Origin of the sequence: Allorhizobium paknamense, from assembly GCF_030815125.1 — a bacterium.
GTDB lineage: Bacteria > Pseudomonadota > Alphaproteobacteria > Rhizobiales > Rhizobiaceae > Allorhizobium > Allorhizobium paknamense.
In genome coordinates this window covers 31,650-58,149 of sequence record NZ_JAUSWH010000011.1, presented here as the reverse complement: position 1 = coordinate 58,149, position 26,500 = coordinate 31,650, and the positions used below count along the sequence as shown (strand labels likewise).

The 26,500-nt window shown below is 62.1% G+C and carries 20 protein-coding genes; 10 read left to right on the top strand and 10 right to left on the bottom strand.

All coding sequences use genetic code 11. The features are described from left to right. The first annotated feature begins 346 nt into the window (after positions 1 to 346). The 3 genes from QO005_RS16210 (at position 347) to pdeM (ending at position 4,349) form a co-directional block, all read left to right on the top strand. Entirely contained in the window at positions 347 to 1,042 is a 696-nt protein-coding gene (locus QO005_RS16210) for a transporter substrate-binding domain-containing protein (RefSeq protein WP_307159105.1), read from the top strand. 63 nt (positions 1,043 to 1,105) lie between these two features. Then, positions 1,106 to 3,613 (top strand): ligase-associated DNA damage response DEXH box helicase, encoded by a 2,508-nt coding sequence (locus QO005_RS16205; RefSeq protein ID WP_307159208.1) that lies wholly within the window; start codon positions 1,106 to 1,108, stop codon positions 3,611 to 3,613. A gap of 10 nt (positions 3,614 to 3,623) precedes the next feature. Next, positions 3,624 to 4,349 (top strand): ligase-associated DNA damage response endonuclease PdeM, encoded by a 726-nt coding sequence (pdeM, locus tag QO005_RS16200; RefSeq protein WP_307159104.1) that lies wholly within the window; start codon positions 3,624 to 3,626, stop codon positions 4,347 to 4,349. Here the strand turns inward: pdeM and QO005_RS16195 are convergent, their stop codons facing one another. The 8 genes from QO005_RS16195 to QO005_RS16160 form a co-directional block, all read right to left on the bottom strand. Then, on the bottom strand, positions 4,350 to 5,672 hold the full coding sequence (locus QO005_RS16195; protein ID WP_307159103.1) for a histidine-type phosphatase: 1,323 nt from the start codon (positions 5,670 to 5,672) through the stop codon (positions 4,350 to 4,352). It abuts the gene before it with no gap. Positions 5,673 to 5,865: 193 nt separating this feature from the next. Further along, entirely contained in the window at positions 5,866 to 7,143 is a 1,278-nt protein-coding gene (locus QO005_RS16190) for an ABC transporter permease (protein ID WP_307159102.1), read from the bottom strand. Next, positions 7,140 to 7,823 (bottom strand): ABC transporter ATP-binding protein, encoded by a 684-nt coding sequence (locus QO005_RS16185; RefSeq protein ID WP_307159101.1) that lies wholly within the window; start codon positions 7,821 to 7,823, stop codon positions 7,140 to 7,142. Before QO005_RS16185 ends, QO005_RS16190 begins: the two co-directional genes overlap by 4 nt. A gap of 1 nt (position 7,824) precedes the next feature. Next, positions 7,825 to 8,286 carry a hypothetical protein gene (locus QO005_RS16180; protein WP_307159100.1) on the bottom strand — a complete coding sequence of 154 codons (462 nt, stop codon included), beginning with the start codon at positions 8,284 to 8,286 and terminating at the stop codon, positions 7,825 to 7,827. 179 nt (positions 8,287 to 8,465) lie between these two features. Beyond that, the gene (locus tag QO005_RS16175) at positions 8,466 to 10,205 is read right to left on the bottom strand and encodes an alkaline phosphatase (protein ID WP_307159099.1); all 1,740 of its coding nucleotides are present in this window, start codon (positions 10,203 to 10,205) and stop codon (positions 8,466 to 8,468) included. A 108-nt stretch (positions 10,206 to 10,313) separates the two neighbouring features. Continuing rightward, complete coding sequence (locus QO005_RS16170; protein WP_307159098.1) at positions 10,314 to 11,105, bottom strand: TIGR02186 family protein; 792 nt, start codon at positions 11,103 to 11,105, stop codon at positions 10,314 to 10,316. An 8-nt stretch (positions 11,106 to 11,113) separates the two neighbouring features. Then, the gene (locus QO005_RS16165; RefSeq protein WP_307159097.1) at positions 11,114 to 12,040 is read right to left on the bottom strand and encodes a sulfite exporter TauE/SafE family protein; all 927 of its coding nucleotides are present in this window, start codon (positions 12,038 to 12,040) and stop codon (positions 11,114 to 11,116) included. Positions 12,041 to 12,336: 296 nt separating this feature from the next. Then, positions 12,337 to 15,930 (bottom strand): peptidoglycan-binding protein, encoded by a 3,594-nt coding sequence (locus tag QO005_RS16160; RefSeq protein ID WP_307159096.1) that lies wholly within the window; start codon positions 15,928 to 15,930, stop codon positions 12,337 to 12,339. 304 nt (positions 15,931 to 16,234) lie between these two features. Between QO005_RS16160 and QO005_RS16155 the strand changes: the two genes are divergently transcribed. The 3 genes from QO005_RS16155 to QO005_RS16145 all read left to right on the top strand — a co-directional run bounded on the left by QO005_RS16155 (position 16,235) and on the right by QO005_RS16145 (position 21,574). Continuing rightward, entirely contained in the window at positions 16,235 to 18,028 is a 1,794-nt protein-coding gene (locus tag QO005_RS16155) for an acyl-CoA dehydrogenase C-terminal domain-containing protein (protein ID WP_307159095.1), read from the top strand. 108 nt (positions 18,029 to 18,136) lie between these two features. Further along, positions 18,137 to 19,345 (top strand): acetyl-CoA C-acetyltransferase, encoded by a 1,209-nt coding sequence (locus tag QO005_RS16150; RefSeq protein WP_307159094.1) that lies wholly within the window; start codon positions 18,137 to 18,139, stop codon positions 19,343 to 19,345. Positions 19,346 to 19,360: 15 nt separating this feature from the next. Further along, positions 19,361 to 21,574, top strand: coding sequence for an FAD-dependent oxidoreductase (locus QO005_RS16145; RefSeq protein WP_307159093.1), 2,214 nt, complete (start codon positions 19,361 to 19,363; stop codon positions 21,572 to 21,574). Positions 21,575 to 21,625: 51 nt separating this feature from the next. Here QO005_RS16145 and QO005_RS16140 read toward each other — a convergent pair whose 3' ends face one another. Further along, positions 21,626 to 22,261, bottom strand: a complete 636-nt coding sequence (locus QO005_RS16140; protein WP_307159092.1) for a DUF6198 family protein — start codon at positions 22,259 to 22,261, stop codon at positions 21,626 to 21,628. A 113-nt stretch (positions 22,262 to 22,374) separates the two neighbouring features. Further along, positions 22,375 to 23,316: a class I SAM-dependent DNA methyltransferase gene (locus tag QO005_RS16135; protein WP_307159091.1), complete on the bottom strand. Its 942-nt coding sequence runs from the start codon at positions 23,314 to 23,316 to the stop codon at positions 22,375 to 22,377. A 197-nt stretch (positions 23,317 to 23,513) separates the two neighbouring features. On the opposite strand from QO005_RS16135, the gene QO005_RS16130 reads away from it, so the two are divergent. The 4 genes from QO005_RS16130 to QO005_RS16115 all read left to right on the top strand — a co-directional run bounded on the left by QO005_RS16130 (position 23,514) and on the right by QO005_RS16115 (position 26,429). Continuing rightward, a complete protein-coding gene (locus QO005_RS16130) occupies positions 23,514 to 23,780 on the top strand; it encodes a DUF6460 domain-containing protein (protein WP_307159090.1) in 267 nt (88 codons plus the stop codon). After that, on the top strand, positions 23,780 to 24,334 hold the full coding sequence (locus QO005_RS16125; protein ID WP_307159089.1) for a CAP domain-containing protein: 555 nt from the start codon (positions 23,780 to 23,782) through the stop codon (positions 24,332 to 24,334). The genes QO005_RS16130 and QO005_RS16125 overlap by 1 nt, the downstream gene beginning before the upstream one ends. A 339-nt stretch (positions 24,335 to 24,673) precedes the next feature. Continuing rightward, the gene (locus QO005_RS16120; protein WP_307159088.1) at positions 24,674 to 25,672 is read left to right on the top strand and encodes an Hsp33 family molecular chaperone; all 999 of its coding nucleotides are present in this window, start codon (positions 24,674 to 24,676) and stop codon (positions 25,670 to 25,672) included. Positions 25,673 to 25,772: 100 nt separating this feature from the next. Beyond that, positions 25,773 to 26,429, top strand: coding sequence for a sulfite oxidase-like oxidoreductase (locus tag QO005_RS16115; RefSeq protein ID WP_307159087.1), 657 nt, complete (start codon positions 25,773 to 25,775; stop codon positions 26,427 to 26,429). The last annotated feature ends 71 nt before the right edge of the window (positions 26,430 to 26,500 follow it).

Here is a 26,500-nt window from a genome sequence, read left to right as displayed (position 1 = left end):
TGCCTCTCTTTTGCGACCTGTCTGTCAGAAGCCTAATGGATACCGGTTAAATATTCGAAACGCCGCACTCATCCATATCGGTCAATAAAAAAATTTGCATCTTAAACGCGTAAAAACAGATGAAACCGGTGGACCTTGCATCCTCCGCCATTCTCGAAGACAGTCCTGCCGTCTTCTCACTCCAACCGGCGGATTTTCCATGACGGCATCGACCTCCCAACGTTCTGGCTCTTCATTTTCACGCATTCCCGAACGGAAAACCGGTTCCCACTTTTCCTGGAAATGCTTTGCACTCAGCCTCCTCGCCGGGCTTGCCTGTTCAACCACCATCGCCGCCGCGGACACTTTGAGTGACATCAAGCAGGCAGGCGTGCTCAGGATCGGCACGACCGGCGATTACAAACCCTTCAGCTACAAGGGCGCGGATGGCGAGCTGACCGGGGCCGACATTGCCATGACCAAGGCGCTGGCGGAAAAACTCGGCGTGAAGGCGGAATTCGTGCCCACCACCTGGAAAACCATGCTGGAGGATTTCAAGGCCGGCAAGTTCGACATGGTGGCAGGGGGCATCACCGTCAACCCCGCCCGGGCCGAGGTGGGGGATTTCTCCCTGCCCAATGTCAAGGACGGCAAGCGCCCCATCACCCGCTGCACCGACAAGGATAAATACGTGACCATCGAGGCCATCGACAAGCCGGAGGTGCGGGTCATCGTCAATCCCGGCGGCACCAATGACAAATTCGCCCATGAGCATTTCAAGACCGCGCCGATCACCGTCTTTCCCGACAACAAGGTGATTTTCGACGAAATCGCCGCCAACCGCGCCGACGTAATGGTAACGGACGGCGTGGAGGTGGATCTGCAATCCAAGCTGCATCCGGGTGTTCTCTGCCCCGCTGCCGTCGCCGAACCCTTCACCCATTTTGAAAACGCCTATCTCCTGCGCAAGGATGCCGCCTTCAAGGCCGAGGTGGACGGCTTCATGAAGGAGGCGCTGGAGAACGGCCTCTGGAAGAAAGACCTCGACGCGGCAATGAACTGACAATAACGGCGGCGGCCCTTGCGCCGCCCTTCCCTTTTTCCAAAGGCTTCCTACATCCGCACCGTGTCACAGGATCAGCCCACCCCACTCTTGCCGGATCGCTTTCTCCGCTGGTTTGCCGAGAAGGGCTGGACGCCGCGTCCGCATCAGCTGGACCTGCTTCAGCGGGCTGAAAAAGGCGAAAGCACGCTGCTGATCGCCCCGACCGGCGCGGGCAAGACGCTGGCGGGCTTTCTGCCCGCGCTGGTTGACCTTTCCCGGCGCGGCAGGAAGCCACCGGGCAGCGCTTTTCGCGGCGTCCACACGCTTTATATTTCACCGCTGAAAGCGCTGGCGGTGGATATCGAGCGCAATCTGCTGAAGCCCGTCTCGGAGATGGGCCTTGCCGTCAGCATCGAGACCCGCACCGGCGACACCCCGCAATCCAAACGGCAGCGGCAAAAGCTCAACCCGCCCGACATCATGCTGACCACACCGGAGCAGGTGGCGCTGCTGATCGCCAATGGCGAGGCCAGCCGCTTCTTCAAGGATCTGCGCTATGTGGTGCTGGATGAGCTGCACTCCCTCGTCACCTCCAAGCGCGGCCATCTGCTGTCGCTGGGGCTGGCGCGGCTGCGCAAGCTCGCGCCCGCTTTGCAAACCATCGGCCTTTCGGCAACGGTGGCCGATCCGCCGGAATTGCAGCGCTGGCTGGTGGCCCAGCGGGAGGAAGGCGAAAATCTGGCCGGACTGGTGACGGTGGCGGGCGGGGCCAAGCCGAACATCACCATCTTGCAAACCGAGGAGCGTATTCCCTGGGCGGGCCATTCAGCCCGCTACGCCATTGCGGATGTCTACAAGGTCCTCCAGCAGTTTTCGATGACGATCATCTTCGTCAACACCCGCTCGCAGGCCGAGCGGGTCTTTCAGGATCTATGGACCGTCAACGACGACAATCTGCCGATTGCCCTGCATCACGGCTCGCTGGATGTCAGCCAGCGCCGCAAGGTGGAACAGGCCATGGCGGAAAACCGGCTGCGGGCGGTGGTGGCAACATCCACGCTCGATCTCGGCATCGACTGGGGGGAGGTCGATCTCGTCATCCATGTCGGTGCGCCCAAGGGGGCAAGCCGTCTGGCCCAGCGCATCGGCCGCGCCAATCACCGCATGGATGAGCCGAGCCGCGCCATTCTGGTGCCCGCCAACCGCTTCGAGGTGATGGAATGCCAGGCCGCGCTCGACGCCAACTATCTCGGCGCACAGGATACGCAGGCCGTGGGCGATGGACCGCTGGACGTATTGGCCCAGCATATGCTGGGCATGGCCTGTGCCGAAGCCTTTGACGAGGATGCGCTTTACGCGGAAATCACCTCCGCCCTGCCCTATCGAAACCTCTCTCGCGAGACCTTCCGGCGCATTGTCGACTTTGTCGCCACCGGCGGCTATGCGCTCAGAACCTATGAGCGCTATGCCCGCATTCGCCAGACGAAGGAGGGCAAGTGGCGGGTTTCCAATCCGCAGGTCGCCCAGCAATACCGGCTCAATCTCGGAACGATCGTTGAAGAGGCGATGCTGAATGTGCGGCTCGCCAAGCGCAATCATCTGGGGTCGCTCGGACGCGGCGGCATGACGCTGGGCAAGGTGGAGGAATATTTCGTCGAGCAGCTGTCGCAGGGCGATACCTTCCTGTTTTCCGGCAAGACGCTGCGCTTCGAAGGCATTCGCGAGAGTGAATGTCTCGTCTCCAACGCCTATTCCGAGGATCCGAAAATTCCTGCCTATGCGGGTGGCAAGTTTCCGCTCTCCACCTATCTCGCCGATCAGGTGCGCGCCATGCTGGACGACCGCGCCCGCCGCGCCGCCCTGCCCGATCAGGTGCGCGACTGGCTGGAAATCCAGCGGGAAAAATCCATGCTGCCACGGCGCGGCGAGCTTCTGGTGGAAACCTTTCCACGCGCGAAGAAATTCTATATGGTGCTCTATCCCTTCGAGGGACGGCTGGCGCACCAGACGCTCGGCATGTTGCTGACACGGCGGCTGGAGCGGCTGAGAGCAAAACCCCTCGGCTTCGTCGCCACCGATTACGCGCTGACCATCTGGGGCTTGCAGGATATGGGCCGGATGATCGCCACGGGCACGCTCCGGCTTTCCGAACTCTTCGAGGAAGACCTGCTGGGCGATGATCTCGAAGCGTGGCTGAACGAATCCGCCATGCTGAAGCGCACCTTCCGCACCTGCGCCATCATTGCCGGGCTGATCGAAAAGCGCCATCCGGGCAAGGAAAAGACCGGGCGGCAGGTGACGGTCTCCACCGACCTGATCTATGACGTGCTGCGCAGCCATGAGCCGGATCATATCCTGTTACAGGCCACGCGCATGGATGCGGCAACAGGACTTTTGGATCTTCAGCGGCTTGGGGATATGCTGAAGCGAATCAAGGGCCATATCGTGCATAAGGCGCTGGAGCATGTCTCGCCACTGGCCGTGCCGGTGATGCTGGAAATCGGCCGTGAAAGCGTTTCCGGCGAAGCCCAGGACGAGCTTCTGGCGGAAGCCGCGGCGGAAGAGCTGATCGCAGAGGCGATGGGATGACGACATACCGATGACAGGATTGACGGCAGCGCGGATCACCGTGCCGGAACAGATGACAGGCCATACCCAAACGCAGATTGCCGGGATCGAGGCAGTCTGCGATCTTTCCGGCGCACTCTACCTGCCGTCGCTGTCGCTTCTGATCGTCTCCGATCTCCATCTCGAAAAGGGGGCCGCCTTTGCCCGGCGCGGCCAATTGCTGCCGCCTTACGACACGCTTTCGACACTCAGGAAGCTGGGCGCGGTGCTTGGCCGCTACAATCCCGCGATCGTCATCAGCCTTGGCGACAATTTCCACGACCGGGCCGGATCGGCGCTGATGCCGGAGGCCTTTCGCCAGACGCTGACGGGGCTTGCCAAGGGCCGGGAATGGATCTGGATCAACGGCAATCACGATCCCGATGGCGTGACCGGTCTGCCGGGGATCGAGGCCGATATCTTGAGCTATGGCGGGCTGACCTTCCGGCATGAGCCGCAGGCGGGATCTGCGCATGGCGAAATCGCTGGCCACCTGCACCCAGCCGCCACGGTGCGGCGGCAGGAAAAATCCGTGCGCCGCGCCTGTTTCGCCAGCGACGGCGAGCGGCTGATCATGCCCGCCTTCGGGGTGACCACCGGCGGGCTCGATCTCCGCCACAAGGCCTTTACCGGGCTGTTTTCCAAGCCCGGCCTCGTGGCGCATCTTCTGGGGCGCGACCGCGTCTATGCGGTGCGGTACAGCAACTTGATGGGATAATCAGTTGTAGACCTGCTGGCCCACAGCGCTCATATCCAGCTTCGGACGGGCAAGCTTGAGGAAGGTATCGAGCGGGCAGGCGCCTTCCACCATCTGGCTTTCGCAGCCCGGCATGACAATCTCGCCCTGCAATGGCGGATGGGCGCTATCCAGCACGGCGGCTGTGCGAATCTGGTCAAGGCTGGGCGCGATGAAGCGCAGGCGCACATAGGCTTTGCCTGCGGCATCATGCAGACGCTCGAAGGCGAGCGTGCCGGTCGGCGGCGTTTCATCATCGGTATAGGGCGGAATATGCCAGTGAAGACCCAGAATGGCGCCGATTTCCGCCTGCTGCGTGTCCGACCCCGCAAAGAGCACGAGGCGGGCATTGGGCGGACCATCCGTGACCGCGCCTTTGGCCGGATCGGCCTCCACCGCCAGCAGCAGTTGATTGAGAATATTGGAGCCGTCACGGGCGGCGAGATAGGGAACACGCACGCTGACATCGTATTTGATCTGCCGCAGCTCAGAGAGGCGGATGATGTCATCCGCCGTCGGCGCCTTGCCGAAGGCAACCTGATCCGCCGGAAAACCATTGGCATATTGCAGCAGGAAAACCTGCACCACAGTGCCCGCCTCCTTCAACGGCCCCGTCACTTCGACGCTGGCGGGCTTTTCGCCCTTGGCCTCCTTGACCTTGATAGCCCATGGGCGTTCAGACAGGGTGCAGTCGGAGGCCTTCGCGGCCTTGTCGCAGAGGCTCGGCGCGCAGCAATCGAGAATGCCATCCAGCTCCTTCATAAGTGCCGCGGCGCGAGCGCGCGGCTTTTCCAGATCGCCACCGGCGGCCTGCAGAATGGCCGCCTTGGCCTTTTCGGGATCGACAGCGCCAAGCTTCGTATCCGAGGGGGCATAGAGCACATCGACATCATCGGTCTTGTTGAAACCGACCGTCAGGCCACAGCCGGGAAACAGGGTGGAGAACATCACATTGCCGGTATCGATGGTGCGCTTGACCGAGCCATTGGCCCAGCCGAACACCGTGCCGGGCGCCGGGCAGCCCTCCTTCGGCAACAGGCCGCGTTCGCGCAGCATTGCCCCATCCCAGGCGGCCAGACGGCTGGCAGCCTCCGCGCCATGCGGCGTCAACTGCCCGTCCGGCGTATCCCATTTCGCCCAGGGTTTCGAGGAGAGCGGCTCGATTTCCTTGATACTGGTTTGCGGGCGAACGCCATGGCGCATCATCACCACATATTTGTCGAGCGTCAGCGTCTCGGCACTGGCGACGGCGGGCAGAAAGGAGAAGGACAGCAGCAGGCTGGCCAGCAGACGGGGGGCTTTCATCGTGATCATCCATCATGGCCCGGAAAGGCCGGGCAGTCGAAACGAGAGCATTTCCAGGAAAAGTGGAAGCCGGTTTTTCGTCCGGAAATGCGTAGAAAAAGAACTTAGAGCACCTCCGGTGAACCCGTGTTCACCGGAGGTGCTCTAAGCGTCTCTATCCCGGCATTATGATAGGGTTATGACATAACATTTTTCACCCGCGCAGCGCCGCAGCCGGGGACTGGCGATAGGCCAAGAGTGCCGGGACTACAGACAGGATGGCGGCAAAACCCAGCACGGCGGCCCCTTGCCAGAGATCCTCACGGGCAAATTCCACCGGCAGGCTGAAGCCGCTGCGCACCTCCACGAGACCGGAGATGAAACGCGCCGCCCCGAAGCCAACCGCCACACCCAACGCCACGCCGATCAGGATCAACAGGAAAAGCTCCAGCCAGACGATGGTGAAGACGGAAGCACGCGGCGCACCGAAGGCGCGAAGCGCGCCGATCTGCTTGCGCCGCTGACCGATATGCACCACCGTCAACAGCAGAAGCGCTGCCGCCACCAGCACCTGCGCCCCGATGGAAACGGCCTGCAGCACCAGCTTGGCGTCGCCCAATGTGGCGTAAAGCCTGGTCAGCACCTCGCCGGGGAAGACGCCGACTGTGCCATGGCCGCGATAATCCTGCCGGAGTTTATAGGCCGCAGCAATGCTCTTCGGCTTGACCAGAATGGCCGGAACGCCGGGGTCTTGAGCGTCGAAAACCTCGTTCAGCGCCGCATCGGCATCGATATGGCCGTGATGGTCATGATCGTGATCCTCGTCATGTCCGGCGGTCTCGGCGCCATCCTCGTGATGCTCTTCCGCGCCCTCATGATCGTGATCGTTGCCAAGGCCGTGAATGTGCCAGACGGCCTGCACCGGAACGAGAATGGCGCGGTCCCAGGCTGTACCCGTGGGGTTCAGGCGGCCAGTCACCTTGTAGGCCAGTTCGGTATGGGTATGACCGCCCTCTTCCGCCGTGCCATGCATGGGCTTGACGGTATCGCCGGGATGGAGCGCCACGGCGGAGCCCACCACGGCCTCGCCTTCATGGGAAAACATATGGCCTGCGGCAAAGCCGCTCGTGGTGCTTTGAATGAGTTTGGTTGTGGTGCCGACGATGGGCGTGCCCATGAAACTATCGCCAAAAGCGACCGGCGCGGCCCAGTCCACGCGCGGATCGGCCTGCAATGCCGCCAGCACATCGCCGCCCAGAAGCGGCAGCGGCGCGGGCTGGAGAAACACCGACGACAACACCAGTTGCGTTTCGGAACCGGCAGCGCCGATCACCAGATCGAACTTGTCGGCAGCACGGGCACTGCCCAGCCGCAGCGCCCGCTCCTGCAGGGTCACGGCAAAGCCCAGCCCGACGGAGAGCGCCACCAGCAGGCAAATGACCAGCGACCCCGCCCAGAGGCGGCGCAGATCGGCAAGAATGAACCGGATCATGCCGCCTCTCCCAAACTATCCTGAACGATGACCCCGGCGGCAAGCTCGATGCGCCGCGGCAGGCGCGCCATCAGCCGCGGGTCATGGGTAACGACGATCAGGCTGCTGCCCTCCTCCTTCGCCACGGAAAGCAAAAGATCGGTCACCGCCGCCCCCGCCTCGGTATCGAGGCTGGCGGTCGGCTCATCGGCAACGATGACCCCCGGTCGGCGCAGCAGGGCACGGGCCACGGCAACACGCTGCATTTCGCCGCGCGACATGGTTTTCACATCCTGATCGGGACGTTTCAGTCCGAAGCGCAGGAGAAGCTCCCCGGCGCGGGTGACGTCGGCCCGGCCCACCGCACGGGCGAGCCGGGCGGGCAGCAGCACATTTTCCAGCGCCGACAGGCCGGGAAAGAGATGAAACTCCTGCATGACAAGGCCGATATGGGCGGCGCGAAACCGGTCGCGCGCGCCTTCCGAAAGCGTTGCCAGATCCTCGTTACCCCAGCGCACATGGCCGCTTTCCACCGCCTCAAGCCCGGTGATGCGGTTGACGAAGGTGGTCTTGCCGGAGCCGGAAGCACCCGTCACCGCCAACCCCTCGCCCGCACCCAGCCGGAAAGACGGAACGGCGAGAACGGGGCTTGCAAGGCCGCGATAGGCGACGGTGAGATTTTCAATCTGAAGTATCAGCATCTTACACCACTCTATAGGCGGCATCGCGCAGCCGGAGCAGGCTGACAAAGCCGGTGTCGGGATCGGTCCAGGAGCCCATGTCCAACGTTCCCGTCACCTCGATGCGGGCGCTGGGCTGCACGAAGGTCTGCTTGCGGTCGAGATAGACCACGACGATATTGTCTGGCCAATCGGCATCGGAGGAGCAGAAGGGGCAGAGCGCCATGGGAATTTCGGTGAGCACGAAGAAGGTGGCCTCCGCCTTCAGCGGCGGGGCCATGAAACCCTGCATGGTCACCACCTTGCCCGCCTGCTGCTTGACCAGATCGGAAAACTCCAGCCCCAACACGCCGATCTTGCCATAGAGATGGTCGAAATCGATGGAAACGGGCGCGGCGAAAGCCTGACGCGCCATCAGGGGCAGCGTCATCATCATACCGAGGCAGCCTCTGCGGCTGATGGTCAGGGGGTGATGGTGAACCATGACGGAACTCCCGAAGTCTCTTAGAGCATTTCAGTGTTTCACGGAAACACCGAAATGCTCTAAGTCTTTGTTTTTACGCATTTCCGGGCGGAAAACCGGTTTCCACTTTTCTCGGGACAATGCTCTCACCGACACGTCCGGGCAGGGCCTCATACCCTGCCCGAATGCAGTTTCAAACCTTACTTCGCGCCGATGGCGAAGCTGTCGGCCAGCACCTTGTAGATGTCGCTTTCTTCCATATAGCCCTTGAACTCTTCCGCGCCGGGGCCGGTGGCCTGCAGCACGATGTCATCCACGGCGTGAACGGCGGTATCGGCGCTCTTCGGCAGGTTGCCCTGACGGAAGACAGCGCCCGGCACCGACTTATAGGCCTCGTTGGCGACATATTCCTTCTTCTCGTTCTGGATCGCCGGCTCGAAGGGACCATCCATCTTCGGACGGAAGGTCTCGTAATAGTCCGGGAAGTTGGACGAGAAGACAGCCAGACGGCGCGAGACATCCACCTTGTCCGGATAGCCGTCGCCATTCTTGTCTTCATAGTTCGGGAAGCCGGCATCGGCATAGACGCCGACCTTTTCGCGCATTTCGGTACCCGGCTTGTCGTCGTCAACGGTGCCGATGATGGAGATACCGTGGGTATGGTCGCCGGTCACGACGATCAGCGTATCCGGGTTGTTCTTGAGGAACTCAAGACCGACACCAACGGCCTGATCGAATTCGATGGTTTCATAAAGGGCGCGGTCCCAGTCCATCGGGTGGGACATCTTGTCGATGGAAGCGCCTTCGACCATCAGGAAGAAACCCTCCGGGTTTTTGGCCAGGCGCGACAGGGCTGCCTTGGTCATGTCCACCAGACCGGGCTGGTTCGGGAACTTGTCCACGGTGCCCTTCTTCAGGAAGCCGCGGTCGAGAACCGAATCCATGTTGCCGGTATGGAACAGGCCGACCAGCTTGTCGCTCTTGGCATTGGCAAGTTCGGCCTTGTCGGTGGCGATTTCATAGCCGGCCTGCCTGAACATGCCGATGAAATCCTTGTCGTCCTTGCGCTTCGAGCCCGGAACGGATTTCGGCAGGAAATAGGCTGAGCCACCGCCCAGAAGCACGTCCGGCTTGATCTCATACATCATTTCGGCAATGGCCGCCTTTTCGGCGCGCAGGCGCGTATGCGCCACCACGGCGGCAGGCGTTGCGTCTTCCAGTTCCGCGCCGGAGATGATGCCGATAGACTTCCTGGTGGTGCGGCGCAGCGCCTCCGCAATGGTTTCCACCTTCGGGTCGTCCAGCGGGTTCGGCGTGCGGTCGGCATAGACGCCGAGAGCGTTCACGGCGGTCTTGTGGCCCGTCATATAGGCCGACATGGTGTTGGCCGAATCGGTGGCAATAGCGTTGGTGGACGAGGTGCCGACAAAGGCCATGTGGTCCAGAGTATCCATGTTGAGGTGGCCATTGGCCTTGCCTTCGGTCATGCCCTTGGACATGATGCGCGCGCCGGTGCGGTGAGCCACGGACAGACCATCGCCGAGAAAGAAGATGATGTTCTTTGCCTTCGGCTTGGCGGGCGTTTCATAAACGTCCCAGGTCACGGTCTTTTTCTCGTCGCCGGCAGCGACTTCCACCTTGTAGGAGCCAGCCTTCAGCTTGGCGCCGCGCAGGATGAGAGCCGAGCCCAGGACCTTGTCTTCCTTGCCCTTTTCCTCGGCCGTGAATTCGGCCTGGCTGCCAAGCACCTTGGCATAATCCTCACCGTTGATGGTGATCTTCACGTCTTCCGGCTTGACCACGGATTTCAGCTCGACCTTGAAGTCGAAGGGCGAGCCGTTGAGAATGGTTGCACGGTCGAGCGGATAGACGGTTGCCGCCTGAGCGGAGGCGCCGTAAAAGGCGGTGGTGGCCACGAGGCCGATAAGCAAAGCGCGCATAACATGTTCCCGAAGTTCGCGTTGACATTGCACCGCCCTGTTAGTCTTCACGCATGACAGTTGCGTGACACAGCGGGAACAGAAAAAGGCGGTTCGGAGGCCGTCAACTCACGTTTTGCGGAAGATCATGCTGGCAAGCCAGCCGGTCAGCAGCGCCAGCAGCACGGAAAATGCGCCATAAAGCAGCGGCTGATTGTGTGCGGCATCGGTAATGGCCTGCTCCAGGCCGGTCTTCACCACCCTGAGCCGCAATTCCTTCTGGGTCAAAAATGCGCCGCTCTTGAAGAGATAGGCATGCACCACATGCACGCCGTCCGGAATATTGGCGGGCAGCCTCAGGCTGGCGCGGAAGAGATTGGCGCTGACGAAGCGCACGCCTGCATTTTCCCGCGTGTAAAGCCCGCTCGTCTGCTGCAGGCGGCGATAGGCCTCGCGAAACTCGCCGAGATTGACATCGCCCGCCAGATAGCCGGTCGGCGTCAGCGGCAGGTAATCGACGCCGATGCCAAGCCCGGTCAGCACGGCGCGCGGGGCGATATCCGGCACCTGCCGGGTGGCGGCAACCGAATAGGAGGTGGGAACGCGCTCGAAATTCAGCGATTGCCGGTTGACCCAGATACCCATCAGCCGCTCCTTGCGGCGCACGGTCGCGGTTTCCCGCGGGCCTTCCAGCGTCACCACCACATCATACTGGCCGATGGCGAGAAGAAGCTGATCGACATTGCCCACTGCCCCGAAGACGGTGAGATCGGCGCCGCGAAAATCCGGCGTGATGGCGATTTCATTGGTGGAGGTGCCGATTTCCAGCGTTTCCTTCACGCCGTTTTCCGCCGTGAGATAGGGCACCTGCGCGAGCGCCTGGGGTGCGAAAGCCAGGATCGCCAGACAGGCGAGAAGCATGCCCGCCCTCATCGGCCAGATCCCATCAGCACGATGGAATAGGGATCGTCCGGCGTCATCACCAGCTCGATGGCAAGGCGCAGGCCCACCGCCAGCACCAGCAGGCCCAGCAGCGCGCGCAACTGTTCGCCGCGCAGCTTCTGACCAACGCGCACGCCATATTGCGCGCCGATCACGCCCGCGATCATCAGCAGGAAGGCCAGCACGATATCCACCGAGTAATTGGTGGCCGCCTGCACCACGGTTGTATAGGCGGTGGTGAAGATGATCTGGAACAGCGAGGTCCCCACCACCACGCTGGTGGGGATGCGCAGGAGATAGATCATCGCCGGCACCATGATGAAGCCGCCGCCTACCCCCATGACGGAGGTGAGCAGGCCGATGCCGAAGCCCAGACCGATGATCGGAATGACACTCAGATAGATCTTCGATTTCTTGAAGCGCATCTTGAACGGCAGCCGGTGCACCCAATTGTGCTGGCCGGGCCGCCTGCGGCTGACCGGCTGGTTTTTCGCCGCCCGCCGCATGGCATTCAGGCTTTCCATCAGCATCAGCGAGCCGATGGTGCCGAGAAACACCACATAAAGCAGCGAAATGATCAGATCGAGCTGACCGAGCCGCCGCAGCCAGGAAAAGATCACCACCCCGATGGAGGCCCCGGCAAGGCCGCCGATCAGCAACACCCCGCCCAGCTTCATATCCAGCGTGCCGCGCCGGAAATGGCTGATGGCACCGGAGACGGAAGACGCCACCACCTGATTGGCCCCGGTGGCGACCGCAACGACCGGCGGAATATTGTAGAAAATCAGAAGCGGCGTGATGAGAAAGCCACCGCCCACGCCGAACATGCCGGACAGGAAGCCGACAGCCGCGCCCATGCCGAGAATGATGAAAATATTCACCGACAGTTCCGCAATGGGCAGATAGATTGTCACACCGGTCCCCGAACAGCGATTGGAGCATTTCCAGGAAAAGTGCGTAGCGGTTTTCCTGGAAATGCGTAAAAACAAAGAGTTAGAGCGTTTCAATGTTTCCGTGAAAGAATGAAACGCTCTAGAGCAAGCGGAACCCGATCAAGGCCCACCGCATTTCGCCCTTTGATGAATTGACCTTACTCTCCCGTCAATCCCGACGGATTTAAGGAAACGCGGCCGTGCCCGTTAAGTTAAATGGGTTTTATGACCATTTGGTTGCCATGATGAAAAAGGCGGCAGCAGGACCGCCCTTCCCCTCATGAATTCCGGGCCAGCAGCGCCTTGACCAGATCGTTCGACACCCGGCCCGTGGGCTGTTGCCCAACCGAGGTCTGGAACGCCTTGATGGCGGCGACGGTCCTGGCGCCCAGCTTGCCATCCGGCTTGCCGGCATCGAAACCATTGCGGTTGAGAATGGCCTGAATGTTGCGGATCGCCTTTTCCATATCGACGCTGCCGGTGGTCACACCCTGGCCCTGCCAGGCGTCCGGCAGATTGACCGAATTGGCATCGGGATTTTGCGGCTTTACCGCCCAGCCATCCGCCACGGCGCGGGCGCGCTGCAACTGCTCAGGCTTCAGGGCGCGGCCCAGTTCATCGCTCTTGGCCTGGGCATCCTTGTCGCCGCCCTTGGCGGCAATGGCAAACCAGGTGTAGGAGCGCTCAAGATCGGCCTTGACCCCCGACCCCTGCGCATAGAGCACCGCCAGATTGAACTGGCTGTCGGCAATGCCGAGATCGGCAGCCTTGGCGAACCATTCGGCTGCCGCCTGCATATCCGGCTTGCCATCGGCGCCCGAGGCATAGAGCACGGCGAGATTGTGCATGGCGCTGGCATTGCCGGCCTTGGCGGCCTGATCGTAGAGCGCCTTGGCCTTGACCACGTCGCGCGGCACGCCGGTGCCCTTTTCGTAGAGCCCGGCCAGACGATATTGCGCAGGCGCCAGCCCCTGATCGGCGGCGCGCTGATACCATATGGCCGCCTTGGTAAAGTCGGCCGTGACACCACGGCCTTCCTGATAGCGGGCGCCCAGCTCGTAAAGGGCGGCCGGCTGGCCGCTGGCGGCGGCTGCGGCCAGCGAGGCGGGGGCGATCTCCGCCGGAACCTCGAAAGCGGCGGGCTGCGAGGGCGAAGGGGCTGCGGCCTGAGGCGTCTGTGGGTCGGCCTTCGGGGCAAAACTATCCGGCACGGTGCCGCTGAGCGGGGCCGGTGACAGATTGGCCGAACCCACGGAGCTGACCCCGGGTGCGGGCGGGGCCGTTGGGGTGTCCCGATTGTCCAGCGGCGCCAGCGCAGCGCGCGTCACGGCCTCCGGCTTGCTCTCGGCCTGCGGCACGGCATTTTCGGTCTGAGCCGGGGCAGGCTGGGAGGCGGCGGGCGGCTCTACCACCTGCGGTGCGGGTGAGCCCTGGGTCAGGCTTTTTGCCAGCGGCAGCACCATGGCCGCCAGAAGCAGCGCACCGACGGCCATGAGAATGGGACGGCGATAGCGGGCGAAGGCCGAGGCAGACTGGCCCTCAACCTCCCGCGCCAGCGGCTTGCGGGCGGTCCTGGCGCCACGTTCGGCCTCCTGCGCAGCGGCCTGGGCGGCGCGGCGGGCAGCGGCAATGATATCCATCTTGTCATCGCCGCGTGCGGCGGCGGCAGGTCCACGCGCCGGAGCCGCCTGTTCGGCCTGGCGGGCGCGGACCTTTTCCAGAATGCGGCGCACATCCGGTGTGCCGGAGCCGGGCTCCAGCAATTCATTGGCCTCTTCCGGCGGAATGACATCGGCGGGGTCGATGGAGGGGGCCGGATCGACGGCCTGTCGGGTCACGGTCACAGGCTCGGCGGGAGTATCGGTCTTTTTGGCGCGTGCCGCCAGTTTGCGGCCAAGACCGGCCAGCAGGCTGGCGCGAACCTTGATCTCATCAGCCCCAGGGGTCGTGACGATATCTGCGGCCACCGGAGCATCCACAGGCTCCACCGCTGCCTCCCGCTCTGCGGGCGTCTGGAAGGCGGCCTCGATTTCGCGATGCGCCGCCTTGACGGGCGAGGGTTCGGCATTGGGCAGAGCGTCGGTCACGCCAGCCGCAGGGCCAGCCGGCGGCGCAGCGCGCCGGTCCATCTGTTCGAGCTTTTCGGCAATCTGCACCAGGGTCTGATGCAGGGCTTCGAAGGTGCGATGGCTGCGCTCCTCGCTGCCGCGGCTGATGTCTTCCAGCTGGCGCAGATGGCCCGCCACAAGGGCAAGCGTTTCTGCCGTCTGGTCGCTGGCGGCAGGGGCCTGGCGTGCATAATTATCCATCACCGCCTCGGCAGCCTGACGCGCCGCCTCGACGATATATTCATCGCTGGTGGCCAGATAGTCCTCAAGCTTTGCCAGCCGCCCGTCCAGCGCCGGTGCATCCGCAGCACCGCTGAAGGGCTGGGCGCTGATCAGCGCGGAGAGATGGGCAATCTGCTGCTCCAGCCCGGCAATGGCCGCCATGTCGGCAGAAGGGGCAGAGACCGTCTCATCCAGCCGCGCGGCGATGGAATAGAGCCGGTCATCGAGGTTCTGCAACACATGCTGATCCATGACGGGCACGGGCTGGCGCTCGATATCGTCGATCCGCCTGGCAATGATGGCGATCTGGTCGGCCAACCGGTCGCTGAGGCCCACCCCGTCGAGCGCATCGATCTTGCGGGAAATATCGGAGAGATAGCCGGTGATTTCCGGTTCCAGACCCGTGGTCTGGGGCCGGTTCAGCATGGCCGTCAATTCGTCCAGCCGCTCGCTCAGCCGCTCCGCCGCCTGCTGGTTGGCCAGATCCTCGATGCGCTGCGTCAGAAACTCGATGCGTTCGGCAAGCTGCTCGGCCTCGCCGCGCTCCGCCGTCTGCTCGGAAATCAGTTCAAGATGATGGGCAATCAGCGCAATCCGCTCTTCCAGGCGTTCCACCAGCCGGGGATCGGTGGCGGGCGCGCCGCGATTGCTGGCAATGGCGCGGGAAATTTCATTGAGCCGCTCGTCGAGCAGCGAAAACTGCTCCAGCACCGCCCGCCCATTCGGCTCCAGATGCGCGCCGATATGCTCGAGCGCCGTGGCAATGGCGATCAGCTTGTCTTCCAGAAGCCTGACCGAGCGCACATCGCCAATGCTGGACAATTGGTGCTTGATATCGTCCAGACGGTAGGCAAGCGACAGCAATTCCTTCTGGATGCGCTCGGGCTCCACCGTCTCCAGCCGTGCTTCGACAGCGTGAAAGCGGTCCTCCATCTGCCGCAGGCTGTCTTCGCGCGCCAGCCCGTCGATCAGCGAGCGCAATTGCTCGACATCGGCGCGCAGGCCGCGGGCCTCGGGCCGGGCGAATTCCTCCAGCCGGTCGAGACCAGCCGTCACCCGGGCCATGTCCTCGCGCATGTCGCCGCTCTCCCGACTGTGACGGGCCAGATCGCGAATTTCGCGGATTTCGGCACGCAGGCTTTGCAGTTCCCGCGTCAGCGTCTCTCCGAGCTCCGGCCCGGCCTCCGCCACGGGGACGGCTGCAGTCTGTGGTGCAAGGCTGCCCTCGCGAAGGGCGGAACGGGGTTCGATCTCGCGCGGGCGCTCCGCCCGGCGCTCTTCGGCGGCAAAGCGTGGGCGGGCCGCTTCCAGCGCCCGCTGCCGCTCGCGGATTTCCGCCAGCGGATCGGGACGCGGCACGTCTGCCCCGGGGGAACGGGTATCGGCATGGCGCTCAAGCGGCGGCCGCTCGGCGCGCGTCTCACGCGGGAGCGTGCCCATCAGCCCTTCGATGCGCGCTTCCAGACCTTCTATGGTCCGGCTCAGCGCATCGAGCGACGAGGCGCCCGTCTGGCGAGGAGAAGGAGACCGCTGTCCGTTCATTGTCTAGCCCGCTGCTTGGTCTGGCCCTTGAGCCATTCAGGAAGCATCGGGCCGGGTGCGAAAAGGGGAGAATCAATCCGGACGGTCCGATGCAAATCGTTCAACCGCAACAATCCCGAAACGTGGTAAACAAGCCGTTAAGAGAGTGAGGAATTTTTTAACCTTTCCGGCCTCACCCCCTCGCCTCAGCCGAGAGATGGTGTCTTTCACACTTTTGCGTATTGACGTTTACGCGCACGTCAATATTTTGGAGAGCAAAGGCCGTGGAGGAAGACGGCCGCTCACTCTCTGGAGGACGCATCCCATGCCCGTCTACAAGGCTCCGGTCGCAGACACGCTTTTCATCCTCAACACGGTTCTCGGTCTTGACCGCTACAACAACCTGCCCGGTTTCGAGGACGCCACGCCCGACATGATCGAGGCAATCGTCAGCGAAGCGGCAAAGCTTGCGGAAGAAGAACTGTTCCCGCTCAACCTTTCCGGCGACCAGGAAGGTTGCACACGCCATGACGACGGCACCGTGACCGTGCCGAAGGGCTTCAAGGAAGCCTATGACGCCTATTGCCAGGGCGGCTGGCTCGGCCTTTCCGTTCCCGCCGAATTTGGCGGCCAGGGTCTTCCTTACGTGCTGCACAGCGCCGTTGGCGAATACATGTCGTCCGCCAATATGGCGCTGATGATGTATCCGGGCCTGACGCAGGGCGCCATTGCCGCCATTCTGGTGCATGGATCGGACGCACAGAAGCAGACCTATCTGCCGAAAATGGTGGAAGGCATCTGGACCGGCACCATGAACCTGACCGAGCCGCATTGCGGCACCGACCTCGGCCTGTTGCGCACCAAGGCCGTGCCGAACGGCGATGGCACCTATAAAATCTCCGGCCAGAAGATCTTCATCTCCGCCGGTGAACACACCATGTCGGACAATATCATTCATCTGGTGCTGGCCCGTATCGAAGGCGCGCCGGAAGGCACCAAGGGCATTTCGCTGTTCATCGTGCCGAAATTCCTCGTCAACGAGGACGGCTCCGTCGGCGCACGCAACACGGTTTCCTGCGGCGCCATCGAGCACAAGATGGGCATTCACGGCAATGCCACCTGCGTGATGAATTACGATGAGGCCACCGGCTATCTCATCGGCGCGGAAAACAAGGGCCTGTCAGCCATGTTCGTGATGATGAACGAGGCGCGTCTCGGCGTCGGTCTCCAGGGTCTGTCGATTTCCGAAATCGCCTATCAGAACGCCGCCAATTATGCCCGCGACCGCATTCAGGGCCGGGCGCTCTCCGGCGTCAAGGCGCCGGAGAAGAAGGCCGATCCGATCATCGTCCATCCCGATATTCGCCGCAGCCTGATGACCATTCGCGCCTTCAACGAGGCGGGCCGCGCCTTTACGCTGTGGACGGCGCTGAAATCCGACATCGCCCACCGCTCCGGCGATGCCACGGAAAAGCAGACGGCGGATGACATTCTCGGCCTGATGACGCCGATCCTGAAAGGTGTGCTGACCGACAAGGGCTTCGACCATGCGGTGATGGCCCAGCAGGTCTATGGCGGCCACGGCTATATCGAGGAATGGGGCATGAGCCAGTATGTGCGCGATGCCCGCATTGCCATGATCTATGAAGGCGCCAATGGCATTCAGGCGCTGGATCTGGTGGGCCGCAAGCTCGGCATGAATGGCGGGCGCGCCGTCATGGCGCTGTTCAACGAGATCGGCACCTTCTGCGAGGAAAATCGTGGCGACGAAAAGCTGTCCTTCTTCACCAAGCATCTGAAGAAGGGCCTGAACGACCTGCAAGCTTCGACCATGTGGTTCATGCAGAACGCCATGGCAAAGCCCGACAATGCCGGTGCCGGTTCCACCGATTACATGCACCTCTTCGGCATCGTGGTACTGGGCTATATGTGGGCCAAGATGGCCAAGGCTGCGCAAGAAGCGCTGGCCAGCGGCGCGGGCGATGCGGATTTCTACAAGAACAAGCTGATCACCGGCAAATTCTACATGGAAAAGATCATGCCCGAAACGGCGCTGCGCAAGACCCGCATCGAAGCAGGCGCCGACAGCCTGATGGAATTGGCGGCGGACGCGTTCTGAGCATTTCCAGGAAAAGTGGAATCCGGTTTTCCGTCCGGAAATGCTTAAAGACAATTGGCCCCGTTGGAAAAAGAGATTTCGGGCGCGAAGCCCAAGGGAGAGAGAGATATGAGTGACGTTTATATTTACGATCACGTCCGCACGCCGCGCGGGCGCGGCAAGAAGGACGGATCCCTGCACGAGGTGCCCTCCGTTCGTCTCGCGGCCAAGACGCTGGAAGCGATCCGCGACCGCAACGGGCTGGATACGGCAACCGTCGATGACATTATTCTCGGCTGCGTCGATCCGGTGATGGATGCCGGTGCGGTGATTGCCAAGGGCGCCGCCTTCGAGGCCGGTTACTCCACCAAGGCTCCCGGCATGCAGATCTCGCGCTTCTGTGCCTCCGGCCTCGACGCCATCAACTTCGCAGCGGGCAAAATCGCGCAAGGGGCCGATGACATCGTGATCGCCGGTGGCGTGGAAAGCATGTCCCGCGTCGGGCTCGGCATGTCGGGCGGGGCGTGGTTCATGGACCCGTCGGTCAACTTCCCGGCCTATTTCATGCCGCAGGGGGTGTCTGCCGATCTCATCGCCACGAAATACGGCTTCTCCCGCGATGATGTGGATGCCTATGCGGTGGAAAGCCAGAAGCGGGCGGCGCATGCCTGGTCAAACGGCTATTTCGACAAGTCCGTCGTGGCGGTGAAGGACCAGAACGGGCTGACCATTCTGGACCGTGACGAGCACATGCGCCCCGGCACTGACATGCAGACGCTGGCAGGCCTCAACCCCTCCTTCCAGATGCCGGGCGAGATGGGCGGCTTCGAGGCTGTCGCCATTCAGGCGCATCCGGATATCGAGCGGATCAATTACGTGCACCATGCCGGCAATTCCTCCGGCATCGTCGATGGCGCGGGCGTGGTGCTGCTCGGCTCCAAGGCCGGCGGCGAGAGCATGGGGCTGAAGCCCCGCGCCCGCATCAAGGCCTTCGCCAATATCGGCTCCGATCCGGCGCTGATGCTGACGGGTCCGGTGGACGTCACGGAAAAGCTGCTGGCCAGAACGGGCATGTCGCTCTCCGACATCGATCTCTTCGAACTGAACGAAGCCTTTGCCGCCGTGGTGCTGCGCTATATCCAGGCCTTCGACATTCCGACCGACAAGATCAACGTCAATGGCGGAGCGATTGCCATGGGCCATCCGCTGGGCGCGACCGGCGCGATGATCCTCGGCACCGTGCTGGATGAGCTGGAGCGGCGCGATCAGAGCACCGCGCTCGTCACGCTCTGCATCGGGGCGGGCATGGGCACGGCAACGGTGATCGAGCGGATCTGATCGGGAGGGATGACAATGACTTACAAGAATTTCACCGTCGAGACCGACGCAGACGGCATTGCCCTCGTCACCTGGGACATGCCGGACAAGAGCATGAACGTCTTCACCGTCGAGGTGATGGACGAAATCGAAAAGATCGTCGATGCCGTGGTGGCGGATGCCGCCATCAAAGGCGTGGTCTTCACCTCCGGCAAGTCCTCCTTCTCGGGCGGCGCGGATCTCAGCATGATCCGTGGCATGTTCTCCATGGTGGAGGAAGAGCGGGCGAAAGATCCGGCAAACGCCGTGAAGAAGCTTTTCGATGGCGCAGGCCGCATGAGCTGGCTGTGGCGCAAGATCGAAACCTGCGGCAAGCCGTGGGTCTCGGCCATCAACGGCACCTGCATGGGCGGTGCTTTCGAGCTGTCGCTCGCCTGCCATGGCCGCGTGGCCTCCAATGCGAAATCGGTGAAGCTGGCGCTGCCGGAAGTCAAGGTCGGCATTTTCCCCGGCGCTGGCGGCACCCAGCGCGTGCCGCGTCTTGCCAATACGCAGGACGCGCTGCAAATGATGACCACTGGCCAGACGCTGACACCGCAACGCGCAAAGGCCATGAACCTCGTGCATCAGGTGGTGGAGCCAGATCAACTGATCCCCGCCGCCAAACAGATGATCAAGGATGGACTGAAACCCGTTGCGCCCTGGGATGAAAAGGGCTTCAAGGCCCCCGGCGGCGGCATCTGGACGCCCGCCTCCGCGCAGCTCTGGCCTGCCGCGCCGGCCATTCTGCGCCGGGAAACCTCCGGCAACTACCCGGCAGCGCTCGCTATCCTGAAATGCGTCTATGAAGGCCTGCAGGTGCCCTTCGATACGGGGCTGCGCATCGAGCAGCGCTACTTCACCGAGATCGTCCAGACCACGGAAGCCTTCTCGATGATCCGCTCGCTGTTCATCTCCATGCAGGAGTTGAACAAGGGCGCCCGCCGTCCGGCAGGCCAGCCGAAGAGCGAGATCAGGAAGGTCGGCGTGGTCGGCGCGGGCTTCATGGGCGCATCCATCGCCTATGTCACGGCTGCGGCGGGCATTCCCGTGGTGCTGATTGATCGTGACCAGGAAGCTGCCGACAAGGGGCTCGGTGTCTCGCAAAAGCTGGTTTCGGACGCCATCGGTAAGGGTAAACTTACCAAGGAAGACGGCGAAAAGCTGGTCAGCCTCATCACGCCCACACCGGATTATGCCGCCCTTGCCGATGCCGACCTCGTCATCGAAGCCGTGTTCGAGGACCGCGACGTCAAGAAGGCGGTGATCGAAAAGGTCGAGGCTGTGCTGCCAGAAGGGGCGATCTTCGCCTCCAACACCTCGACGCTGCCGATCACCGGCCTTGCGAAGAACTCCAAGCGCCCGGTGGATTTCATCGGCATCCACTTCTTCTCGCCGGTGGAGAAGATGATGCTGACCGAAGTCATCCTTGGCAAGGAGACCGGCGACAAGGCGCTGGCCGTGGCGCTGGATTACGTCGCCGCGATCAGGAAGACGCCCATTGTCGTCAACGATACGCGCGGCTTCTTCGTCAATCGCTGCGTGCTGCGCTACATGGCCGAAAGCTACGATATGCTGATCGAAGGCGTGCCGCCGGTGATGATCGAAAATGCCGCGAAGTTTGCCGGCATGCCGGTCGGACCGCTGTCGCTCAACGATGAAGTGGCGATCGACCTTTCGTACAAGATCCTCAAGGCCACCGTGGCGGATCTCGGCGAAAAGGCCGTGGATGCACGCCATATGGAACTTGTCGCCCGCATGGTGGAGAAGGAAGAGCGCTTTGGCCGCAAGAACGGCAAGGGCTTCTACGACTATCCGGCCAAGCCCGCCAAGAAATCGCTTTGGCCGGGCCTGAAGGATTTCTATCCGCAGAAGAAGGCGGAAGAGGTGGATGTGAAGGTCTTGCAGGAGCGCTTCCTGGCAACCATCGCGCTGGAAGCTGCCCGCACCGCGGAAGAAGGCATCGTTACCGACCCGCGCGAAGCCGATGTCGGCTCCATCCTCGGCTTCGGCTTTGCGCCCTATACGGGCGGCGCGCTGTCCTATATCGACGGCATGGGGGTCAAGACCTTCGTGGCGCTGTGCGAGAAGCTGGCCAAGGATTACGGCCCGCATTTCAAGCCCACGCCACTGCTGAAGGAGATGGCCGAGAAGGGCGAAACCTTCTATGGCCGGTTTGATCCATATGGTCAGGCCAAGCAGGCAGCATAAACAGGAAAAGGCGGCTCACGGGCCGCCTTTTTTTATTGCCGGGCAAGGATATTACCGCAGCGCGATATACCGATCCGAGCGGTGATTGATCAGCACGAAGAGATTGAGCACCACGGCGCCGATGAAGGAGTACAGCACGACAGTGGGGCTGACGACGGTGAAGGCGAGCGCCATGACGATGAGGTCGAAGGCAAGCTGCACGAGGCCGGCGGGAATATGGAAACGATCCTGCACGAAGACCGCAAGAATGCCGATGCCGCCGAGGCTGGCGCGGTGGCGATAGAGCGCCAGAAGCCCGAAGCCGAGCAGCAGGCCCGCCATGATCGCCCCCCAGATGGGATGGATGGATTCGATATGCAGGAAGCGGTTTTCGATTTCGACGAGGAAGGAGGTCAGGCCAACGGCGAGGAAGGTTTTCAGGGTGAAATCCCAGCCAACCCGTTTAATGGAAAGCAGATAGAAGGGCAGATTGAGCAGGAAGAACAGAAGGCCGAAGCTCCAGCCGCTCCAGTAATGCAGCACGAAGGCGAGGCCCGCCATGCCGCTGGTGACGAGACCGATCTTGGCGAGGATATAAAGCCCCAGGGCGGCAATCATGGTGCCGCAGAGAATGCCCTGTGCGTCCTCGACGGGGCTGTGGCGGGCGGGGTTCTGATTCCAGATGCCGAACATGCTCAAATTTGCCATGGCCTCGCGCTCCAAATGTCCTCCGCAGCTTCAAAATGCCTGAAAAACAAGGGTTTTCAAGAGGCCAAGGTCAGCGATCCTGACCTATCGGCAAAATCGCAATTTTCGATCCTTCACCGCGATTTTGCAGCAATAAACAGCATGCCGAGGACGGGTTTTCCGCCATCCATGCGAATGGTGGCCTCCTCGCTTTCGAGCAGGGTAAAGCCGCTTTGGGCAAGGGTCGCCGTCACGTAAGCGAAACTGTGCTGGTATCGCAGCGAAGGGGCCAGCGTGAAGCCTTGGCTCTCCGCCTGCTTTTCCACCGAGAAGGCGAAATGGCCGCCGGGCTTCAGCAGGGTCGCCGTCAGCGCAAAGACGCCGGAGAGATTGCCGAGATACATCAGCACATCCGCCGCCGTGACCAGATCGGCCCGCAGCGTTTCACGACCGTCGAAGAGGCCGCAAGCGGCGGCGTCAAGCGAGAGATCGGCCTCTCCCAGATGATGGTAAAGCTGCTTTTCCGCCGCCTTGGCCAGCATGCCGCCCGACAGGTCATAGCCTTCCAGCAGGCCCACCTTCCCGGCAAGTTCAACCCCCATCAGGCCCGTGCCGCAGCCGAGATCGATCGCTGTCTGAAACAGGTGCCCCTGCCCCGCCACCCGGGCGATCAACGCCGCCAGCCTTTGTGGCACCTGATAGTGGAGCTTTTCCACCAGCGAGGTTTCGAAGCGGTCGGCATAGTCATCGAAAAGCGCTTCCACGTAGCGGCTGGGTGGCTGTTCCGGCACCGCTTCTGCGCCGATCAGCGCGAGTTTCAGGCTGGCGGCAAACATATCCTCGGGATCCAGCGCCCGCACCGCGCGATAGGCCTCGACCGCCTTGTCAGCCGCGCCCGCCTTCAGCCGGTATTCTCCCAGTTGAAACCAGCCCGCCGCCCAGCCGGGCGCCAGTTCCAGCGCCTGCTCCATCAATTCGGCAGCCGCAGCAAAATCTCCGCCCTCGCCCAACATGCGGGCATAATCGGCGCGGCGGTCGGCGGTAACATCGCCGGAGGAAAGCGAAAGGGGAAGCATAATACGATCTGTTCTCTGTAAAATCGCGTCTGCCGGACGACCATCATCTTCCGTCGGATGCGAAACCCGGCGAGAGCAATGAAGAAGCGGCGGAAAAACGCAAGACCGATTTTCCGGAACCGCCATAAATCAGGACTTGCGGCGCCATAATCGCGTGCTTATGTGAGCCCAGACCGCTGAGATACAAGGAGAGCCGCATGGCCGATGGCGTGAACAGGTTTCTGGGCGATTCGCTGGGCCGGACGATCCTCAAGCTGATCGTCGTTTCGGTCATCGTCGGCTTCGTTATGAATATCTTCGGGATTTATCCTGTCGATATCATCGCGGGCGTGCGGCATTTCTTTCTGGATATCTGGTATCGAGGCTTTTCGGCGCTGGGGCGGCTGGGGGATTATCTCCTGCTCGGCGCCAGCATCGTCATTCCAGCCTTTATCGTCATTCGCCTGCTGAGCCTTAGAAAATAATGAAGACAATTCCCCTTCCCAGCCGGCGGCAGGTGCTGATCCTGAGTGCCGCCGGATGCGCAAGTCTTTTGGCGGGATGCCGCAGCACGCCGGTATCCTCGCCCGTTCCGGGCAATATCGAAGATGAGACGGCGGCATTCCTGCCGCTGGTCAATGGGTTGCGGGCCAAGAATGGCAAGTCCACGCTGGTTGCCGATGGCGCCGCCGCCAAAGCCGCGATGTTCCAGGCCAACCGCATGGCGCAGAACGAGAAGATGTCGCACCTCATCGGCTTTGGCGACAGTTTCGGCAAGCGCATGCTGGAGTCTGGCGTGCAACTGCCCGCCGCAGAAAACATCGCCATGCGCCAGCAGAGTGTCGAGGCGGCCTTTGAGGCCTGGGTCAACTCTCCGCATCATCTGGAAAACATGCTGGGTCCCTATCATGGTCTGGGCGTGGCCGTGGCGCGGCTGCCGGCAAAGGGCAATGTGCCCTATTGGGCCATGGTGCTTTCCGGCGCGCCGCGTCCGGCCACACCCGCCCGCATCGGCGTGCTTGGCATCAGCATCGGCTGAGCGGACACGAAAAACCCGTTGCGGCTTGATCTCGGGCGCATAAAATACCATGTGTCGGCTCGGGTGTGTGAGGATTCAGCTTTGGGCGGGCTGCAAACGGCGTTTTTCTGTGCTTCCGGTACGCATGTACGTTCAGTACACTCCGTTCCGGTTCTCGAAGATCACCGTTTTCGCCGCACCCAAAACTGAATCCTCACACACCCTCAACCGGAACGGGTGCGCAAGCACCTTTAACCTTTTCCTTGAAGGGGCTTCCCTTCCCTGATGTTATTTTCAAACCTGTCCGGACAGGCCTTGGCTGGACAGGTTTCAAGACGCTTCTCGCGTCAGGAGTTCAATATGACAGAAACAGCAAGCCAGCTTGGCGAATTCGGTTTCGCCGGTGATGACAGGGTCGTTCCCTTTCAGGTGGACGGTCTTGACGTGCGCGGACGGGCCGTTCAGCTCGGCCCGCTGCTGAACAGCATTCTCGGTCGCCACGACTATCCCCCGGCGGTGGCCCGCCTGCTGGCGGAGGCGATTGCGCTGACCGTGCTGATCGGCACCTCGCTGAAATTCGAGGGCAAGTTCATCGTCCAGACCAAGAGCGACGGGCCGGTCGATCTTCTGGTCTGCGATTTCGCGACGCCGGAAAATATCCGTGCCTATGCCCGCTTCGATGAGGAGCGTTTGAAGGAAGCCCTTGCTGCAGGCAAGGCCTCTCCCACCGATCTGCTCGGCACCGGGGTGCTGGCCTTCACCATCGACCAGGGCTCCTTCATGCAGCCCTATCAGGGCATCGTGCCGCTGGATGGCTCGTCGCTGGAAGACATCGCCGGTTTCTATTTCCGCCAATCGGAGCAGATCCCCACACGGATCCGTCTTGCCGTAGCCGAACTCTTCGACCGCGATGGCGAAGGCAAGCCGCGTCACAGCTGGCGTGCCGGCGGGCTTGTGGCGCAATTCATGCCGGAAGCGCCGGAGCGCATGCAAAGCCGCGACCTGCATGGCGGCGATGGCGATACGGAAAGCGAGAACGAGGCGCATGAAGAGGATGATAGCTGGGCAGAGGCCCGCATGCTGGTGGAGACCGTCGATGGCGACGAACTGACCGATCCGCAGATCGGGATTGAGCGACTGCTGTTCCGGCTGTTTCATGAGCGCGGCGTGCGGGTCTACGATCCCCAGCCGGTGCTGGACAAGTGCAGTTGCTCCCGCGAGAAGATCAAAAGCGTGCTGAAAGGCTTCACGGCGGAGGAGATTGCCGCCAGCGAAGAAGATGGCGCCATTTCCGTGACCTGCGAGTTCTGCTCCACCACCTATCGCTATGACGTGGCCGAGGTGGCGAGCCTCGCCTGAGGGCGTTGTTTCGGGGTTTGTCTTGCAGACTGGAGCATTTCGAGGAAAGGTGCCTAGCGGTTGTCTCGGGACACTGCTCTAAAACATTCCGGGGTATGCCATGACTGAAGACGAAGACAGCAAGCTGACCCGCAGTAAACGCCGCTGGGCGTCGGAAGGCCGGTTTCTCACCGGGCGGGTGAGCCGCCCGGAGACAGAGCGGCTGCCGCCCGGCCAGCATCTGGTGACCAACTGGCCGGTGCTCGATCTCGGCCAGCAGCCGGTGCTGTCAACGACCGGCTGGCGGCTGAGTGTGAAGGGACTGGTGGACGAGCCGCTGACGCTGGATTGGGCCGCCTTCCAAGCCCTGCCCCAGAGCCGCTCCCTCTCCGATATTCACTGCGTCACCACCTGGTCTCGCTATGACAATCATTGGGACGGGGTGATGGTGCGCGATCTTCTCGATCTGGTGCACCCAAAAGCTGAGGCCGATGCCGTCATGCTGACCAGCCATGACGGCTATAGCACCAATCTCAAGCTTGCGGATTTTGCAGCCGAAGACGCCATTCTCGCCCATAGCTGGGAAGGACGGCCCTTGAGCGCCGAACATGGCGGCCCCGTGCGGCTGGTGGTTCCGCATCTCTATTTCTGGAAAAGCGCCAAGTGGCTGACCGGCATCACCTTGTTGCAGGCCGATCAGCCCGGTTTCTGGGAAAGGAACGGCTATCATATGCGCGGCGATCCCTGGCGCGAGGAACGCTACGGCATAATTCCTTAAATCGGAATCGATTTAAGAAAAAAATTATGCAGCAGATCTAAAGCGTTACAGCGAACCGTTGTGCGCCCTAA